14 protein-coding genes, 5 tRNA genes and 1 pseudogene are annotated in these 16,514 nt (G+C 72.8%); 8 read left to right on the top strand and 12 right to left on the bottom strand.

All coding sequences use genetic code 11. The features are described from left to right. The first annotated feature begins 503 nt into the window (after nt 1-503). Nucleotides 504-1,061 (top strand): CGNR zinc finger domain-containing protein, encoded by a 558-nt coding sequence (locus OG568_RS39430; RefSeq protein ID WP_266416232.1) that lies wholly within the window; start codon nt 504-506, stop codon nt 1,059-1,061. 67 nt (nt 1,062-1,128) lie between these two features. On the opposite strand, the gene OG568_RS39425 is transcribed toward OG568_RS39430, so the two are convergent. Further along, nucleotides 1,129-1,281: a hypothetical protein gene (locus OG568_RS39425; protein ID WP_168490065.1), complete on the bottom strand. Its 153-nt coding sequence runs from the start codon at nt 1,279-1,281 to the stop codon at nt 1,129-1,131. Nucleotides 1,282-1,425: 144 nt separating this feature from the next. Beyond that, the gene (locus tag OG568_RS39420) at nt 1,426-1,872 is read right to left on the bottom strand and encodes a hypothetical protein (protein WP_266416226.1); all 447 of its coding nucleotides are present in this window, start codon (nt 1,870-1,872) and stop codon (nt 1,426-1,428) included. A 171-nt stretch (nt 1,873-2,043) separates the two neighbouring features. Between OG568_RS39420 and OG568_RS39415 the strand changes: the two genes are divergently transcribed. Next, nucleotides 2,044-2,562: a DsbA family protein gene (locus OG568_RS39415; RefSeq protein WP_329534975.1), complete on the top strand. Its 519-nt coding sequence runs from the start codon at nt 2,044-2,046 to the stop codon at nt 2,560-2,562. A gap of 15 nt (nt 2,563-2,577) precedes the next feature. On the opposite strand, the gene OG568_RS39410 is transcribed toward OG568_RS39415, so the two are convergent. Genes OG568_RS39410 through OG568_RS39400 form a run of 3 tightly spaced genes read right to left on the bottom strand, consistent with a single transcriptional unit; the run spans nt 2,578 to nt 5,326 of the window. Continuing rightward, nucleotides 2,578-3,402 (bottom strand): GNAT family N-acetyltransferase, encoded by an 825-nt coding sequence (locus tag OG568_RS39410; protein ID WP_329534974.1) that lies wholly within the window; start codon nt 3,400-3,402, stop codon nt 2,578-2,580. A gap of 53 nt (nt 3,403-3,455) precedes the next feature. Then, the gene (locus tag OG568_RS39405; RefSeq protein WP_266581141.1) at nt 3,456-4,277 is read right to left on the bottom strand and encodes an aminotransferase class IV; all 822 of its coding nucleotides are present in this window, start codon (nt 4,275-4,277) and stop codon (nt 3,456-3,458) included. After that, nucleotides 4,274-5,326 carry a chorismate-binding protein gene (locus OG568_RS39400; RefSeq protein WP_329534973.1) on the bottom strand — a complete coding sequence of 351 codons (1,053 nt, stop codon included), beginning with the start codon at nt 5,324-5,326 and terminating at the stop codon, nt 4,274-4,276. The genes OG568_RS39405 and OG568_RS39400 overlap by 4 nt, the downstream gene beginning before the upstream one ends. 156 nt (nt 5,327-5,482) lie before the next feature. On the opposite strand from OG568_RS39400, the gene OG568_RS39395 reads away from it, so the two are divergent. The 5 genes from OG568_RS39395 to OG568_RS39375 all read left to right on the top strand — a co-directional run bounded on the left by OG568_RS39395 (nt 5,483) and on the right by OG568_RS39375 (nt 5,969). Continuing rightward, nucleotides 5,483-5,555: transfer RNA gene (locus OG568_RS39395), tRNA-Gly, on the top strand. A 39-nt stretch (nt 5,556-5,594) separates the two neighbouring features. Continuing rightward, nucleotides 5,595-5,668: transfer RNA gene (locus OG568_RS39390), tRNA-Cys, on the top strand. Between the two features lies 1 nt (nt 5,669). After that, nucleotides 5,670-5,741 (top strand) — tRNA-Val (locus tag OG568_RS39385). Between the two features lie 34 nt (nt 5,742-5,775). Then, a tRNA-Val gene (locus tag OG568_RS39380) sits at nt 5,776-5,847 on the top strand. Nucleotides 5,848-5,894: 47 nt separating this feature from the next. Continuing rightward, nucleotides 5,895-5,969: transfer RNA gene (locus OG568_RS39375), tRNA-Val, on the top strand. Nucleotides 5,970-6,035: 66 nt separating this feature from the next. Here OG568_RS39375 and OG568_RS39370 read toward each other — a convergent pair. The 4 genes and pseudogenes from OG568_RS39370 to OG568_RS61535 form a co-directional block, all read right to left on the bottom strand. Continuing rightward, nucleotides 6,036-6,335 carry a TFIIB-type zinc ribbon-containing protein gene (locus OG568_RS39370; RefSeq protein WP_054230604.1) on the bottom strand — a complete coding sequence of 100 codons (300 nt, stop codon included), beginning with the start codon at nt 6,333-6,335 and terminating at the stop codon, nt 6,036-6,038. 74 nt (nt 6,336-6,409) lie between these two features. Beyond that, nucleotides 6,410-7,354 (bottom strand): phosphotransferase family protein, encoded by a 945-nt coding sequence (locus OG568_RS39365; protein ID WP_329534972.1) that lies wholly within the window; start codon nt 7,352-7,354, stop codon nt 6,410-6,412. Nucleotides 7,355-7,670: 316 nt separating this feature from the next. Beyond that, a complete protein-coding gene (locus OG568_RS39360) occupies nt 7,671-7,877 on the bottom strand; it encodes a hypothetical protein (protein WP_329534971.1) in 207 nt (68 codons plus the stop codon). Between the two features lie 198 nt (nt 7,878-8,075). Further along, nucleotides 8,076-8,384: pseudogene (locus OG568_RS61535) on the bottom strand (hypothetical protein). A 196-nt stretch (nt 8,385-8,580) separates the two neighbouring features. Between OG568_RS61535 and OG568_RS39350 the strand changes: the two are divergent. Beyond that, entirely contained in the window at nt 8,581-9,903 is a 1,323-nt protein-coding gene (locus tag OG568_RS39350) for a serine/threonine-protein kinase (protein ID WP_329534969.1), read from the top strand. A 268-nt stretch (nt 9,904-10,171) separates the two neighbouring features. Here the strand turns inward: OG568_RS39350 and OG568_RS39345 are convergent, their stop codons facing one another. The 3 genes from OG568_RS39345 to cobT all read right to left on the bottom strand — a co-directional run bounded on the left by OG568_RS39345 (nt 10,172) and on the right by cobT (nt 16,292). Next, nucleotides 10,172-10,990, bottom strand: coding sequence for a TrmH family RNA methyltransferase (locus OG568_RS39345; protein WP_329534968.1), 819 nt, complete (start codon nt 10,988-10,990; stop codon nt 10,172-10,174). A gap of 64 nt (nt 10,991-11,054) precedes the next feature. Next, nucleotides 11,055-12,299 carry a uroporphyrinogen-III C-methyltransferase gene (gene cobA, locus OG568_RS39340; RefSeq protein WP_266651408.1) on the bottom strand — a complete coding sequence of 415 codons (1,245 nt, stop codon included), beginning with the start codon at nt 12,297-12,299 and terminating at the stop codon, nt 11,055-11,057. Nucleotides 12,300-12,500: 201 nt separating this feature from the next. After that, nucleotides 12,501-16,292: a nicotinate-nucleotide--dimethylbenzimidazole phosphoribosyltransferase gene (cobT, locus tag OG568_RS39335; protein WP_329534967.1), complete on the bottom strand. Its 3,792-nt coding sequence runs from the start codon at nt 16,290-16,292 to the stop codon at nt 12,501-12,503. Nucleotides 16,293-16,514 lie beyond the last annotated feature (222 nt).

The following is a 16,514-nucleotide window of genomic DNA, read 5'->3' as shown; positions in this document are numbered from 1 at the left end:
GAGCCCCCCATAGAGCCGCCCGGCGCCGTCCACTCGGGGAGACGGCTCGGGCCTAGACATCCGCAATGGGCACAACCGCAAAGGGCACGAACACCGGCGCCGTCGCCGCGGACTCCCGCGGGGGCGGCGCCTGTGCGCGTGGTCGACAGCAGACCTCGCGACGGCCACGGCGCCGGGGCGCGCGGCCGGGGCCGGGTCGGAGCCGGGGCGGCACGGGATCAAACCCCTGGTCGGGGTCGGGGCCGACAGACCGGGCGGGGCCGCACCGTGCGCCCCTCGCACCCCGCGTACGAGCGGTGAGCCGAGCTCAGAGCCGGCCGGGCCGTGGCGGGGCCCGACACGGTTTCGGAGGTGTTCGGGGTGCGGGCCCAGGCCCGTGAACTGGCGCGGAGGCGTGGCGGGCCGCGTACACCTCCACCGCCCCGCTCCCCCGCGCCGGGAAGCCACTACCATCGGCCAGCATCGGCGGGCGCCGGCCCGACCCCCAGGCCAGGGAGCGAAACGTGCTGATCACCCACGACACCCGGTGTTCCCTGGACGCCGTGGTGGATCTGGTGAACACCGCGCCGGACGACAACACGACCGACGGGCTCGCGGATGTCGCGTCCCTCGCCGATTTCGTACGAAGGCACGATTTCAGTGATGTCGGCGTGCTGTCGGAGCACGATCTCGCGGCCGTACGCGGGGTCCGCGGCCGGTTCGCCGGAGTCTTCGCCGCCGACGACCCCCGCATCGCCGCGGCTCTCATCAACGAGCTGGTCGCCGCCGCCGGCACCACACCCCGGCTCACCGACCACGACGGTTACGACTGGCACGTGCACTACTTCGCGCCAGGCGCCTCGGTCGCCGACCACCTCGCGGCCGACTGCGGGATGGCGCTGGCCTTCTTCGTGGTCGCCGGAGAACAGGACCGGCTGCGGCGCTGCGAGGCCCCGGACTGTCGGCGCGCCTTCGTGGATCTCTCCCGCAACCGCTCGCGCCGCTACTGCGACAGCCGGACCTGCGGAAACCGACTCCACGTGGCGGCGTACCGGGCGCGCCGCAAGGAGGCGGCGGGCTGACGGACGCAGGACGCGCGGCGGGCTGACGGAGCCCTCGGCGGGTGGCGCCAGGGGCTCCGTGTACGGCTCAGAGCAGCAGCAGATCGTGCAGCGAAGCCATGAGCAGCAGACAGCCGATCACCGCAAGGAAGATCATCAGCGGTGGCTGGGAAAGCGCGTAGAGACAACCCCGCGGCTCCTCGGGAGGCGCAGCGGTGTCGCTCTGTGTTGTGTCCAGCATCTCGCGGCGATGATGACGCAGCCACCACCCGCTCCGCGATCAACACGCGCGGAATGACCGGGAGTTCGCCAATATCCGCGATGACCAGGCACGAACGTGATCGTTTCCGCGCTCTCCCATGATCCTCTGTGTCGTTTCAGCCCGTCATATGCCGTGCTTCTTCAGGATGGCCTCGATGTCGCTGAAATCGTCGCCGGAGCCGGTGGCCCGAGGCGTCGTCGCGGGTCGGGCGGCCGGGCGGGAGCCCTGGCTCAGCGAGGGCGCCGAGGCCGCGGGGGCCACGGCCTCGCGCTGGGCGGCCCGTGCGGCCGCCTTGCGTTCCTTCCGGGTCCCGCCGCCGCGCCGCTCCACGGCCCGCGTGGTCATGAACAGCAGCCAGGCCACGCCCAGCACGCCGAAGCCCGCCCACGCGGTGGGGCTGAAGGCGGTGTCGGCCAGCCAGCCGACGACCCCGGTCATCACCAGGCCGACGGGCACCAGCGAGTAGGCGGCGATGCGGGCGGCGGAGAGGAAGCGCTTGCGGTAGGCCGTGACCGCGGCGATGCCGAGGCCGGCCGCGGAGACGGCGGAACAGACGGTCTCGGCAATCATCCGGTCCTCCAGGGCAGGGCTCGGTACAGCGGGTCGGTTCGTCCCTTCCATCCTGCACCGCCCGACGTCCGATATGCCATGCTCCGGGTGGACCTCAGGGACATCTCCGGGTCGGGGTCCTCCCCAGGTCCCGGTTGGGGCGCCGTCGGCGGGGCTGGGAGACTGGGTGCCATGAACGACTCCTCCGCAGCCCGCGCCACCGCCGTCCTGGACGTCTGGTGCGAACTCCAGTGCCCCGACTGCCGCAGTGCCCTCGCCGACCTGAGCGCACTGCGCGCCCGCTACGGCGACCGTCTGGAGCTGCGGCTGCGGCACTTCCCGCTGGAGAAGCACAAGCACGCCTTCGCCGCCGCGCAGGCCGCCGAGGAGGCCGCGGAGCAGGGCCGGTCCTGGCCGTACGTCGAGGCGGTCCTCGACCGTGTCGAGGAGCTCGACCGCAAGGGCGAGCCCTTCCTGATCGAGGTGGCCCGCGAACTCGGCCTGGATGCGGAGGAGTTCGACACCGCGCTGATCGACGGCCGGCACATCCTGATCGTCGACGCCGACCAGGCCGAGGGCAAGGCCATCGGCGTGACCGGCACCCCGACGTATGTCATCGGCGGCGAGCGGCTCGACGGCGGCAAGAGCCAGGAGGGACTGCGCGAGCGCATCGAGGAGATCGCCGACCGCCTGCTCGCCGAGGGCGAGTGAACCTCGGAGCAGGGTTCAGAGCAGGTCCTTGTACAGGTGGTAGGTGAGCGTCTCGTACCCGAGTGACTCGTAGAGCCGCTCGGCGGGGGCGTTGCCCGCGAAGATGTTCAGCATGATGGCGGGTCGGCCGGCCGCGACGCCTTGCCTCTCCGCCAGGAGCATCAGCGTGCGGCCGTGGCCCTTGCCCCTGTGCCGCGCGTCGGCCTCGACCTTGTAGACGAAGGCCCTGTCCTGACGCGAGCCCGTCCAAAGCGTGCCGACCGCGGTCCCTTCGTGCTCCAGGACGCTGAAGACCATGCCCTCGGTGGCCAGGCCGTCCGGCAGCAGGGTGGCATAGTCCCTCAGGGCCCTGGCACGGGCCTCGGCCTCGGGCACCCCTCGCTCGATCCAGCTCTGCGCGTACGCCCGTCTGTCCTGCTCCTGCCAGGGGCCGAACTCCTCCGCGGTCATGGGCCGCCCCCGGCTCCCCGCGGGCAGCTCGGACGGGATGCCGCCGAGCGGCTTCTCCATATGGCGGTTGCGCACGACGTAGCCGAGAGCCGTCGCCACCTTGAGCGCCGCCTCCGCCTCCGCGGGCACCGATGCCTCGATCCGCCTGCAGCTCCACCCGCGCGCCACCTCCTCGGCGGCGAGCGCGGCCACCGTGCCCCGGCCGCGCCGACGGTCCGGCTCATCGATGCGCAGGTCCAGGATGCGAGCCACCGAATCACCGAAGTCGGGGCTCGTGCCGAGATGTATCACCCCGACGGGACGGCTGTTCACACACACCTGGTACCGGCGTGAACGCGTCCCGTCGGCCTCGCGCTGAAGCGGCTCGGTCGGCCGCAGGGTCGTGGTCATCAAGGGTGTTCTACCCGCGCCGGAGCTCCAGGTCAGCTCAATATCCGTGGCTCTTACGGATCGAGGTCGTCGCCGGAGCGCTCGTCGAAGATCCGCATGGCCTTGGCGGTCACCGGGCCCGGCGCGCCCGGGAGTTGGCGCCCGTCGACCCGGTGCACACCCTGCACGTCCCGCAGCGTGGACGTCAGGAAGACCTCGTCCGCGCGCTCCAGGACATCCAGCGGCAGATCGGTCTCCCTGGCGCCGGTCCACTCGACGGCGAGCGCGCGGGTGATGCCGGCGAGGCAGCCGGAGGCGACGGGCGGGGTGTGGATCTCGCCGTCGAGGACGACGAAGACGTTCGACCCCGTCCCCTCGCACAGCTGCCCGACCGTGTTGGCGAACAGCGCCTCGCTCCCGCCCTGTTCGCGCGCGCGGGCCAGGGCGACGACGTTCTCGGCGTACGAGGTGGTCTTGAGGCCGGTGAGAGCGCCGCGTTCGTTACGGGTCCAGGGCACGGTGATCACGGCGGTGGAGTCGGGACGGCGGGTGGACTCGCCGAGGGCGACGAGCAGGGTCGGTCCGTGTTCGCCACGGTCGGAGCCGAGCGGGCCGTAGCCACCGGTGTACGTGATCCGCAGCCGGCCGAGCGGCATCGGGTTGGCGTCCAGGACGGCGGCGCAGGCGCGGCGCACCTCCTCCCGGTCGGGTTCGGGCAGCCCCAGGCCGCGCGCCGAGCGGACCAGCCGGTCGAGGTGACGGGTCAGCGCGAACGGCCGCCCGTCCACCGCCTTCACGGTCTCGAAGATGCCGTCACCCACGGTCAGTCCGTGATCGAAGACGGAGACGCGGGCGGACTCCCAGTCCTGCAGACCCCCGTCGAGCCAGATCTTCACTTCAGAGTCCTTCCGCTTTCGTACGCCTCTTCGAACTGTCCCGACGCTACCGCGAGCAGCCTGGCGGCCTTCAGCTCGGTCTCCCGCCATTCGCCTTCGGGGTCGGAGCCCCAGGTGATGCCGGCGCCGGTGCCGAAGCGCAGAACTCCTTCGTCGCGGTCGGTCCAGAAGGTGCGGATGCCGACGGCGAGCTGTGCGGTGGTGCGGTCGGCGTCGACCCAGCCGATGCCTCCGCAGTAGGGGCCGCGAGGTGCGGTCTCCAGGGCGCCGATGATCTTCAGGGCGCTGGACTTGGGGGCACCGGTGACGGAGCCGGGCGGGAACGCGGCGGCCAGCAGTGCGGGCCAGCCGGTGTCCGCGGGCAGTTCACCGCGGACGGTGGAGACGAGATGGACGAGCCCGGGGTGCTTTTCGATGACGCACAGGTCCGGGACGGTGACGGTGCCGGTGGCGCAGACACGGCCGAGGTCGTTGCGGACCAGGTCCACGATCATGACGTTCTCGGCGTGATCCTTGTCGAGGAGGTCGGCCTCGGTGCGTCCGGTGCCCTTGATGGGGCCCGACTCGATGACCGAGCCGGTGCGGCGCAGGAAGAGTTCGGGCGAGGCGGTGGCGATCTCGACGCCGTGGCGGGGCAGGCGGATCGTTCCCGCGTAGGGGGCGGGGTTGCCGCGGGCCAGCAGCGCGGTGAGGGCGTCGATGTCGGCATCGGGAGCGAGGGGTGCGGACAGGACACGACACAGGTTGGCCTGGTAGACCTCGCCGGCGGCTATGTGGGCGCGGATACGCCGTACACCGGCCGTGTACGCGGCGCGGTCGAGGGAGGACGTCCAGTCACCGGGCGGGGGTCCCTGCCACTGCCCGGGGACGGGCGCGGGCACGGGTTCGGTGCGTACGTCGGCGAAGCGGGCGCAGACCAGGCCGCCCTCGAAGTCGGCCGCCACGGCCCAGAAACCGGCCGAGTCCAGGGCCGCGGGGTCGCTGGTGACGTCGAGGAGACCGGTCGCGACGAGGCCACCGAAACGGGCGAGAGGAGGGAGGTCGAGCACGCAGTCGAGTCTAGGTCGGGTGACCTGCGGGTGCCCTGACCGTGTCCTTTGCCGGAGGAACCGCAGCACGCTGCGCAAACGCGTTTTTGTGCTGGCCCGGGAATCCGCTAGAGTTCAACACGTCGCCGGGACGCGCAAGCCGAACGGAAACGACACGCGGACGTAGCTCAGTTGGTAGAGCGCAACCTTGCCAAGGTTGAGGTCGCCAGTTCGAACCTGGTCGTCCGCTCGCAGGAAGTGGGGGATCGTCCCGAACCCCCACACTCCTGGTGGAGTGGCCGAGAGGCGAGGCAACGGCCTGCAAAGCCGTCTACACGGGTTCAAATCCCGTCTCCACCTCCAAGGACGATTAGCTCAGCGGGAGAGCGCTTCCCTGACACGGAAGAGGTCACTGGTTCAATCCCAGTATCGTCCACTGGTCCGCAAGGACCTGGTCCACATGGATCCCCGCGCGATTAGCTCAGCGGGAGAGCGCTTCCCTGACACGGAAGAGGTCACTGGTTCAATCCCAGTATCGCGCACGTAGTACGCACCACCAGGCACCACCGCACCATCTGTAGGTTCACCTGCGCGATTAGCTCAGCGGGAGAGCGCTTCCCTGACACGGAAGAGGTCACTGGTTCAATCCCAGTATCGCGCACCAGCCGAAGCCCCCGGCCGTCTCGTACGGCCGGGGGCTTCGTCGTGCCGGTTGTTCCTCCGGTCGTGCTCAGGAGGAGAAGAGCATGTGGCCGAAGCTCTTGTGGCGGTGGTGACCGCCGTAGTGACCGCCGCCATGGCCTCCGTGTCCGCCGTGCTGCGGGGCGCCCCACGCGGGCGCGGGCGCCGAGGGGTAGGCCTGCGGGGCGGGCGGGGGCGGCGCGGGCTGCGACCACTGGGACTCCACGCGGCTCAGCGCCTCCAGCTCGCCGTAATCGAGAAATATCCCGCGGCAGCCGCTGCACTGCTCGATCTGGACGCCATTGCGGTTGTACGTGTGCATCGGCGCATGGCACTTCGGACACTGCATGCTCGGCTCAACTCCTTGCCGTTCGGTACCGCTTCCGCCAGGACAGACACTGTCCGGCCTCGAACGGTTGCACCCTACGCGGTCGGGTCGTGTACCAACTCGGGCGGGACAAAACCCATTCGGTCACAGGCGTCGATCACGGCCTGCTGCACCTCGTCCAAGGGGCGGTCCTCCCCGACGGACTTGGCGATCGCGAGGGCCGCGGTCTGCACGGTGAGGGCGCGTGCCGCCACGTCCAGGGCGGGCCAGGGGTCGCCGTCGGCGGGGACGGCCGGGCCGCCCGCACGCCGGTAGGCGGTCAGGAAGCGGGTCCACTCGTCGGGCGGGAGCAGACCGCAGGCGTACCAGGCGGCCGGGCGCGCCAGGTCCCAGGTCGGAACGCCCACGCCCAGGTCGTCCACATCGATGAGGAGCCAGGGGCCGGCCGGCGCGGGACGGCGGACGAGCTGGCCGAGGTGCAGGTCTCCGTGACAGAGGGTCCCCGCGGCCGGCATGGGGGCCTCGGCGCGGGCCCAGGCGGGCAGGGCCGCCCAGGCGCGCAGCACCGGGGCGGCGGCCGGGTGCGGGCCCGCCGCCCGGAGCCGGGCGATCGCCCTGGCCGCCTTGGCGGGGCCTCGCATGGCCGGCAGGCCGTCGGGGGCGGGGGCGGGGGTCCGGTGGAGGCGGGCCAGCAGGGTCGCGGCCGCCTCCCAGGGAGCGGCCTCGGGGGTCTCCGGGTCGACCGGGGTGCCGTACGGCCAGAAGGTGACCAGGCGGCCGTGGAGGTCGACGGGCTTCGGGCGCAGCGGGGTGAGGAGGATGCCGGTGAGGGCGGGGTGTGCGGCGGTCTCAAGACGGCGGGAGAGTTCGGCGCGATCCGTGCCGGGAGCGTGGGCCTTGGCCACGGTGTCGCCGTGGCGGACGACGGTGCCGTCGTGCCGGTCGGCGAGGACGGAGTCGTGGTGGGTGCAGGCGGTGTCCCCGGGGTGGGCCGCGGTGCGCGCCCCGGCGGTCAGGGCGGGCAGCACGTCTGCGGTCACGGGGCCCCCTGGGGTGTGCGGTCTGTTCCTCGCGAGCGTACGTTCTCCGCCTCCGCCGTCCCTACCCGTCCCATCCCTGGGGGCTGCGCCCCCCAGACCCCCGGGGTGGGTTCTTCGACCGCGGGTGAGTGGGGGCCGGTCGCGCGGTTCCCCGCGCCCCTGGGCCGTGGGGCCGCGCCCCGGCCCAGGACAAAACAATGCCCGCGCAGCTCCCCAGCTGCGCGGGCATTTGTGCCGTCCGCCGCACCCCCGTCCCCACGGGGTTTCATGGCCGGATGTCCCCGCCCGGACCGCTCTTCCGGGCCTGGGGCGCCGCTCAGCGCCCCAGCATCACGCCCACGGACGACGCTTGTGTGACCACTGCGTCCCAGCCGCCGAAGACGACTACGAGCAGGGCCGCAAGAGGAAGGACCATCGCTGTCGCCACCAAGGGGTGGCGCTGGCCCTGACGACGCGGGCGGAACGCGGTGCTGTACGCCTTGCGTCCTGTGCGGATCGCCGTCCGCGGTGCCGTCTGGGCCATGGTCCCTCTCCTGACCGAGCATCTGTGTGGTTGACAGCGGCGAGTGTCTGACCTCGGGGGACGAGTGCTGCACCCGCCGCTTGACCTCAAATCTATGGGTGCGGTGGCGATCGGTCGTCATGCCCTCGTACCGATTGCCGGGCCTCCCGGAGGATGAGCGATGACCTGCGGTCTACTCCCCTGGGTGGAGACGAGGACCTAGGTCTCAGGGTCTTCCCGGAGGGGGCGTCCGGTGTGCCCCGACTGTTCCGAGCTGTCCTCCCTGGGAACCGACTGCTCGACCATCGCCAGGCACCCGCGTCGCCAGGAAGCGCGCGGTGCGCGCCGCTGACCCTCCCCCACTGCCTAAACGGCGTGGAGGGACCCCCACCGGGTGACTTCGCTCACTTCCACCACCCCCCTGCGTACCGCGGTCTCCACCCCGCGACGCGCCCCGCTCGCCACCACCTCGTACGTACGCGTCGTGTCCCCGGCGTCCACGACCATCTTCACGCGATCACCCTTCACAGGTTCAATCCCCCTTCTACGACGGCCGGTTGGGATCATGGACAGCCCAAAGCGGCTCTGTTCGCCCATTCCCTGACCGTCTTTCACGTTTCCCACCCGGCACTGACAATCGATCGGGCCCTGAGGGCGCGGCCTCTGCGCGCACCCGGCCGCGGAAACGTAAGCTGTGGCTCGTCAAACGGACCGGGCAGCGGGGATGGACATGGCGATGATGCGCCTGAGGCGCGAGGACCCGCGTGTCGTCGGCTCGTTCAGGCTTCACCGACGGCTCGGCGCGGGTGGGATGGGCGTGGTCTACCTGGGCTCCGATCGCCGTGGCCAGCGGGTCGCGCTGAAGGTGATCCGACCTGATCTGGCGGAGGATCAGGAGTTCCGGTCACGGTTCGCCCGCGAGGTCTCGGCGGCCCGGCGGATCAGGGGCGGCTGCACGGCGCGGCTCGTGGCCGCCGATCTCGAGGCGGACCGGCCGTGGTTCGCCACGCAGTACGTGCCGGGACCCTCGCTGCACGACAAGGTCGCCGAGGACGGTCCGATGTCGGCCGCCGACGTGGCCGCCGTCGGGGCCGCGCTGTCCGAGGGGCTCGTCGCCGTCCACGAGGCCGGTGTCGTGCACCGGGACCTCAAGCCGTCCAACATCCTGCTGTCCCCCAAGGGGCCGCGGATCATCGACTTCGGCATCGCCTGGGCGACGGGGGCCAGCACGCTGACGCATGTCGGTACGGCCGTCGGCTCGCCCGGGTTCCTCGCGCCCGAGCAGGTGCGCGGGGCCGCCGTCACCCCGGCCACCGACGTGTTCGCGCTCGGCGCCACGCTGGCGTACGCGTCGACCAACGACTCGCCCTTCGGACACGGCAGTTCCGAAGTGATGCTGTACCGAGTGGTGCACGAGGAGCCGCAGCTGCACGGCGTTCCGGACGCGCTGGCTCCGCTCGTGCGCGCGTGTCTGGCCAAGGACCCCGAGGAGCGCCCCAGCACGCTCCAACTCTCCCTGCGGCTCAAGGAGATCGCGGCCCGCGAGGCCCAGGGCCTGGCCGACGTACGCCCGCCGGCGCAGCGGGGCGATCCCGACCGGCCGACGGGGCGCCTCGCCGAGCAGTACGCCGAGCAGCCCACCCAGCGCCGCCCGCAGGGCACACCGCCGCCGCGCACGGGCGGCACCAACGGGGGTTCACGGCCGTCGCAGTCGGGTGCGCGTCCCGCCCCCGCCCGGGGTACCGGGCGCTCCGGCAGCAGGCCCGTGTCCCGCAGCGGCACCGGCCGTCCCGCTCCCCGGACCACGGGGACCGGGCGGCGTCCCGCCAACCCGCGCCTGCTGCGCCAGCGGCTCTTCGTGTTCGTCGTGGTGACGCTGCTCGTCGCGCTGGGCATCGCGGCGGCGCAGGGCTGCCAGGGGCCGGCGCGCGGACTGGGCGACGGGGGCACTCGCAAGGACGTACGCCAGGTGCAGTCGTCGCACGCGCCGCCGCCCGGCGGTCCGACGGCCGAGCAGGTCCGGAGCCGACCGGACGAGAACGGCTAGTGCCGCGGCAGGCAACGTTTGCCCGTCAAGGAGCGGCGTCCGGTGCGTGCTCTGGGGGTCCCCCCGGCCGAAGGCTGGGGGAGTGCCGGCCGGAAGGCCCCGTCGACGGACCGTACGTACTTGGGCTTTCGGCCGGTGCGGCGAGTGGGGGCACCGCCCACGCCCTTGAGGCAGTGGGGGAGCGTGCCGGGCGTCGCGACGGGGCGAACGTCGCCTGTCGCGGCACTAGCTGTAGCTGGAGCCGGTCCTGGGGCGTGTCGGACACGCCTCAGGACTGGGGGCGGCCCGTCGCCACCGCGTAGAACGCGACCGCGGCCGCCGCGCCGACGTTGAGCGAGTCGACGCCATGGGCCATCGGGATGCGGACCCATTCGTCCGCCGCCATCAGGGCCTTCGTGGACAGGCCGTCGCCCTCCGCGCCCAGCATCAGCGCGACCCGGTCCATCCGGTGCGGGGCCGCCTCGTCCAGGGACCTCGCCTTCTCGTCGGGGGTGAGGGCGAGCAGGTTGAAGCCGGCGTCGCGGACCGTCTCCAGGCCCTTGGGCCAGGTCTCGAGACGGGCGTACGGGACCGAGAAGACCGCACCCATCGAGACCTTCACGGAGCGGCGGTAGAGCGGGTCCGCACAGTCCGGGGAGAGCAGGACCGCGTCCATGCCGAGGGCTGCCGCGGAGCGGAAGATCGCGCCGATGTTGGTGTGGTCGTTGACCGCCTCCATGACGACCACCCGGCGGGCGGAGCGCAGGAGTTCCTCCGCTGTCGGCAGCGGCTTGCGCTGCATGGAGGCGAGCGCGCCCCGGTGCACGTGGTAGCCGGTGACCTGCTCGGCGAGTTCCGGGCTGACCGCGTACACCGGCGCCGGCATCTCGTCGATGACGTCGCGCATGACGTCGACCCACTTGGCGGACAGGAGCATCGAGCGCATCTCGTACCCGGCGTCCTTGGCACGTCTGATGACCTTCTCGCCCTCGGCGATGAACAGGCCCTCGGCGGGTTCGCGCTTGCGGCGCAGCTCCACGTCGGTCAGGCCCGTGTAGTCACGCAGACGCGGGTCGTCGGGGTTCTCAACGGTGATGAGATCGGCCACAGGGTGATACTGCCTTGTCCTGGGTGCGGTGCCAACGGCTGGGCACGGGTTGGGTTACCGGTGGTTACTCGGAAGCGTTCAGCGGGCTGTGCACACCCACGTTCACGACCTCGCCGATGACGATCACCGCCGGGGGCTTCACGTCCTCGGCGCGTACGGTCTCGGCGACCGTGGCCAGGGTCGCGTCGACGCGGCGCTGGGCGGCGGTCGTGCCCTCCTGGACCAGGGCGAGGGGGGTGTCGGCCGGCTTGCCGTGCGCGATCAGGGTCTCGGCGATCCGGCCGATCTTGTCGACGCCCATGAGGACGACGAGCGTGCCGCGCAGCCGGGCGAGGGCCGGCCAGTCGACGAGGGAACGCTCGTCGTCAGGGGCGACATGACCGCTGACGACGGTGAACTCATGTGCGACACCCCGGTGGGTGACCGGGATACCGGCCGCACCCGGTACCGAGATCGAGCTGGAGATGCCGGGCACGACCGTACAGGCGATGCCCGCCTCGGCGAGCGCCTGGGCCTCCTCCATGCCACGGCCGAAGACGAACGGGTCGCCGCCCTTGAGCCGGACGACCGACTTGCCCTGCTTCGCGTGCTCGATCAGCGCGTTGTTGATGGCCTCCTGGGCCATGTACCGGCCGTAGGGGATCTTCGCCGCGTCGATCACCTCGACGTGCGGCGGGAGTTCGGCGAGCAGGTCGCGCGGGCCCAGTCGGTCGGCGATGACCACGTCTGCCTCGGCGAGCAGACGGCGGCCGCGGACCGTGATCAGGTCGGGGTCGCCGGGGCCGCCGCCGACCAGGGCGACACCCGGGGTGCGGGTGCGGTGGTGGGGCGCCACGAGGGTGCCGTCGCGCAGACCCTCGACCACCGCGTCGCGGATCGCGGCGGTGTGGCGGGGGTCGCGGCCCTTGGCGTTCGTGGTGAGGACGGCGACCGTGACGCCCTCGCTGTGGCCGGTGGCCGGGGTCCAGGCGGTCGCGGCGTCGGCGTCGTCGGAGCGGACGCACCACACGCGGTGACGCTCGGCTTCGGCGGAGGCGTCCGTGTTCGCCTGGCGGTCGCTGGTCGCGATCAGGGCGTACCAGGCGTCGGCGAGGTCACCGTCCTCGTACGGGCGCTTCGTCCAGGTGATCTCGCCCGCGTCCGCCATCGCCTCGACGGAGGGGGTGGCCTCGGGTGAGACGAGGTGGATGTCCGCCCCTGCCGCGATGAGCGCCGGGAGGCGGCGCTGGGCGACCTGGCCGCCGCCGAGGACGACCACGCGGCGGCCGGTGAGGCGGAGGCCTACGGGGTAGGCGGGGTTTTCGGCCATGGCGGTGCGGCTCCTCGTACGGGGCCGCTGCGCTCGGTTGGAGCGGCCTTGACGTGCTGTTTTGGGTGCGGGTCCACGATACGGCGGGAGCGGGAGGGGGTCTTTCCCCAGGCCCGCCCCTTCCCGGCAGTGACACTGTGCGGCTCCGCCGCGTGGGGGGCCGCGCTCCGAAGCCCCCGCACGTGCGGGTCCGTCGCCGGTCTACTTTTCGGTTACCCCCGCGGAATCGAACGTCGCCACCTCGTGCATCGCCCTCGCCGCGCTCTGGACGATCGGCAGGGCCAGCAGCGCGCCCGTGCCCTCGCCGAGGCGCAGGTCCAGGTCGACCAGCGGGCGCAGGCCCAGCTTGTTCAGGGCGGCGACATGGCCGGGCTCGGCGCTGCGATGGCCCGCGATGCAGGCCGCGAGGACCTCGGGGGCGATGGCGCGGGCCACCAGCGCGGCGGCGCCGGCGCTGACGCCGTCCAGGATCACCGGCGTACGCAGGGAGGCACCGCCGAGGAGCAGGCCGACCATGGCGGCGTGCTCGAGGCCGCCGATCGCGGCGAGGACGCCGATGGGGTCGGCCGGATCCGGCTGGTGGAGCTCGATGGCGCGGCGTACGACCTCGGTCTTGCGGGCGAGGGTCTCGTCGTTGATGCCGGTGCCGCGGCCCGTCACCTCGGACGGGTCGGTGTCGGTGAAGACGGAGATCAGGGCAGCCGACGCCGTCGTGTTGGCGATGCCCATCTCACCGGTCAGCAGCGCCTTGTTGCCGGCCGCCACCAGGTCGCGGGCCGTCTCGATGCCCACCTCGATGGCGGCCGTGACCTCTTCGCGGGTCATCGCGGGACCGGTCGTCATGTCGGCGGTGCCCGCGCGGACCTTGCGCGGGAGGAGACCCGGGGTCGCGGGGAGGTCGGAGGCGACGCCCACGTCGATGACGCAGACTTCGGCGCCCACCTGGTTGGCGAAGGCGTTGCAGACCGCGCCGCCACCCAGGAAGTTGGCCACCATCTGGCCGGTGACCTCCTGCGGCCAGGGGGTGACGCCCTGGGCGTGCACGCCGTGGTCGCCCGCGAAGATCGCGACGGCGGCGGGCTCCGGGATCGGCGGCGGGCACATCCTGGACAGGCCGGACAGCTGCGCGGAGATGATCTCCAGCATGCCGAGCGCGCCCGCGGGCTTGGTCATCCGCTTCTGGCGCTCCCACGCCTCGCCGAGCGCCTTGGCGTCCAGCGGGCGGATGTTGGAGACCGTCTCGGCGAGCAGGTCGTGCGGCTCCTCACCGGGCAGCGCGCGGCGGCCGTACGTCTCCTCGTGCACGACCCAGGACAGCGGGCGGCGCTTGGACCAGCCCGCCTGCATCAGCTCGGGCTCCTCGGGGAACTCGTCGACGTAGCCGACGCAGAGGTAGGCCACCACGTCCAGGTGCTCGGGCAGGCCGAGGGCGCGGACCATCTCGCGCTCGTCGAAGAAGCTGACCCAGCCGACGCCGAGGCCCTCGGCGCGGGCCGCGAGCCACAGGTTCTGGACCGCGAGCGCGGAGGAGTACGGGGCCATCTGGGGCTGGGTGTGACGGCCCAGGGTGTGGCGACCGCCGCGGGTCGGGTCGGCGGTGACGACGATGTTGACCGGGGTGTCGAGGATGGCCTCGATCTTCAGTTCCTTGAACTGCTTCGCGCGTCCCTTGGGCAGCGACTTGGCGTACGCCTCGCGCTGACGGGCCGCCAGTTCGTGCATCGTGCGCCGGGTCTCGGCGGAGCGGATGACGACGAAGTCCCAGGGCTGGGAGTGACCGACGGACGGCGCGGTGTGCGCGGCCTCCAGGACCCGCAGCAGCACGTCGTGCGGGATCGGGTCGCTTCGGAAGCCGTTGCGGATGTCGCGGCGCTCGCGCATCACGCGCAGCACGGCCTCGCGCTCGGCGTCGTCGTAGCCGGGGGCCGCGGGGCCGGTGGACTCTCGTACGTCTTCCACTACGGCCGTGCTCTCTTCCTGGTCGGCGACCTGGGTGTCCAGGTCGTCCGCTTGCTGTGCGACTACTACGGGCTCCGGGTCCGCCTCCCGCGGCTCCGGTACGGGGGGTGTCTCCGCCTCGGGCGCGCGGGGCGCGGGAACCGGAGCGAAGGGCTCGGGTTCGCCGGCGGGCTCCGCCTCGGCGAGGGGTGCGACGGGCACCTCCTGGCTCTCCACCGCCACCGCTTCCACCACCGCCGGGGGCTCTTCGGCCGGGGGCCGCTCCTCCTGGGGCAGGGGCGGCACGGTCATGGCGTGCGGCGGCGTCGGGGCCAGGTGCGGGGTCGTCGGCACCGTGCCCTCGACGGGCACGAACTGGCCGAGGGACTGGTCCGCGATGGGGTCCAGGGGGGCGCCCTGGAATCCGGGTGCGCCTGCCGTGTCGCCGGGGTGGTGCTCGCCGTGCGACTGGTTCGTGGCCGCGTGCGGCGGCTGTGCGTGGGCGGCGACACCGACCGGTACGCCGGCACCGGCCTCGGCGAACGCGGCATGCGCCTCGGCGGGGACCGCGAACTGCGCGGCCTGGACCGGGAAGGCCTCGGCGCCGGGGACCGCGTGTCCGTGCGAGTCGTCCGCGGCGTACGCCAGCTGCGCCTGCGCCTCGGCGGCGGCCTGCGCGGCGGACACCACGAGGGGCTCCGGGGCGAACTCGGGCTGTGCGAACTCCGGCTGTGCGGCCTCCGCGTGGGACGCGGGTGCCGCACCGATGTCCGCCAACTGGACCACGGGTTCCGGGGTGTGGACACCGGCTTCCGGGAACCGGTCGTCCTGGGCCGGGAACCGGGGCGCCTGGTCCACCGCGTGGGCGGTGGGATCGGCGACGTGGGCGGCTTGGTCCACGAGTTGGGGGGCCTGTTCGGTGGCCCCCGGCTCGGCCGCGGGCGTCGGCTGCGGATCCTGCGCGGGCTGGAACGCCTGCTCGGTGGCCACGTACTCACCGGACTCGGAAGCCTGGGCCGGGGCGCCGGTGAAGTGCCCGGCGGTGTCGTCCACCGGCGGCGCCACGTGCGCGAGGTCCTGGGCGACCGGGAAGGCGGTGGGGGTGGCCTCGGCGGCCCCCGGGGTCTGGGAGCCGTCCGGCTCGGGCGCGGCCTCAGGGCCCGGCGCCATCTCAAGGCCCGGCTCGGCCTCGGGGCTCGGCCCGACCTCTTCGGCCTGCGGGACGAAGTGGCTCTCCGGCGCCTCGGGCGCGTGGGCGGCCTCCGGGGCCTGGGGCGCCTGCGCGACTCCTTGACCCTCGACCTGGCCCTCGACCGCCTCCGCCGCCTGGGGATCTGGAACGACCGCCGCGGGCTCGACGGCCTCCGGCACCTCCGCGACCGGAACCTCCGCCACCGGCACCGCCTGCGGCGTCACCGCCTCGGCGACCACTCCGGTCTCGGGGCCCTGCGCGGCCGCCGGGACGACCGCTTCCGCGGCCGTCCCCTCGGGGCCCACCGGCGGCGCTCCCCACGGCACCGCGCCCTGCGGCGGGATCTCGGAGAGCTGCGGTACGTCGAGGTACTCGGGACCGATGGTCGGGGGACCCGCGTGCCGTACCGGAGTTGCGGCGGGCACGGGGGTCGCGGGGGTGGCCATGGGCGCGGCGGCGGGGCCTCGGTCGGCGAGCGAGCGCACCGGGCTCGCGGAGCCGTCCGGGGTCGGCGGGCCGAGGTGCAGCGGGCGACGCGGCGCCGCCGGCTGCGGGACGGGCGCGGGGCCGGGTACGCGGACGCCGCTGAGGTCGAGCGAACCGCTGTCCCGGCCGGCCGTCTCGTGCGGGCCCGGCTCATGGACGAGGGGCTGTTCCTCGACGAGAGGCTGCGGGGGCGGCGGGGCCACCTCGTTGCCCCACGCTCCCTGCGCGCCCGGCATGAGAAGCAGGTCGTCGTCCTCGGCGGGGCTCTCGGAGGGGTCGAGGAAGGTGTACGCGCCCGGGGCAGAGAGGCCCGGCTGCTCCACCATGCCTGCGCTCTCCGGCAGTCCCTCGCCCGGGACCTGGCCGGTGTCGGTCATGCGTACCCCTCGCCCATCGGTTAGTGCTTCCAAGTCCTGCTCGCCCGGAACGGCGCACCGACCGCCCCGCAGTGAAGAACGAGCGTGCGTGCCCAGCGGCACGAACGACCGGCCAACAAAGACGACAAAGCCATTAACGGGCATTGTCCCGGTCGTCCGACCCTCGCGACAGCTTGATCCGCGACGGCCCGCTGTGGACTGCGCCACGTTGCGCGTCCTCAG

This window comes from Streptomyces sp. NBC_01450, from assembly GCF_036227505.1.
Classification (GTDB): Bacteria; Actinomycetota; Actinomycetes; order Streptomycetales; family Streptomycetaceae; genus Streptomyces.
This window is presented reverse-complemented; position numbering and strand designations above follow the sequence as displayed.

Excerpts from the sequence above, each read along its gene's own strand:
- cobA (WP_266651408.1), bottom strand. The coding sequence starts at position 12,299 with ATGGCCGAAAACCCCGCCTACCCCGTAGGCCTCCGCCTCACCGGCCGC.
- OG568_RS39360 (WP_329534971.1), bottom strand. The coding sequence starts at position 7,877 with ATGGCCCAGACGGCACCGCGGACGGCGATCCGCACAGGACGCAAGGCG.
- OG568_RS39350 (WP_329534969.1), top strand. The coding sequence starts at position 8,581 with ATGGACATGGCGATGATGCGCCTGAGGCGCGAGGACCCGCGTGTCGTC.
- cobT (WP_329534967.1), bottom strand. The coding sequence starts at position 16,292 with ATGACCGACACCGGCCAGGTCCCGGGCGAGGGACTGCCGGAGAGCGCA.
- OG568_RS39420 (WP_266416226.1), bottom strand. The coding sequence starts at position 1,872 with ATGATTGCCGAGACCGTCTGTTCCGCCGTCTCCGCGGCCGGCCTCGGC.
- OG568_RS39415 (WP_329534975.1), top strand. The coding sequence starts at position 2,044 with ATGAACGACTCCTCCGCAGCCCGCGCCACCGCCGTCCTGGACGTCTGG.
- OG568_RS39410 (WP_329534974.1), bottom strand. The coding sequence starts at position 3,402 with ATGACCACGACCCTGCGGCCGACCGAGCCGCTTCAGCGCGAGGCCGAC.
- OG568_RS39425 (WP_168490065.1), bottom strand. The coding sequence starts at position 1,281 with ATGCTGGACACAACACAGAGCGACACCGCTGCGCCTCCCGAGGAGCCG.
- OG568_RS39370 (WP_054230604.1), bottom strand. The coding sequence starts at position 6,335 with ATGCAGTGTCCGAAGTGCCATGCGCCGATGCACACGTACAACCGCAAT.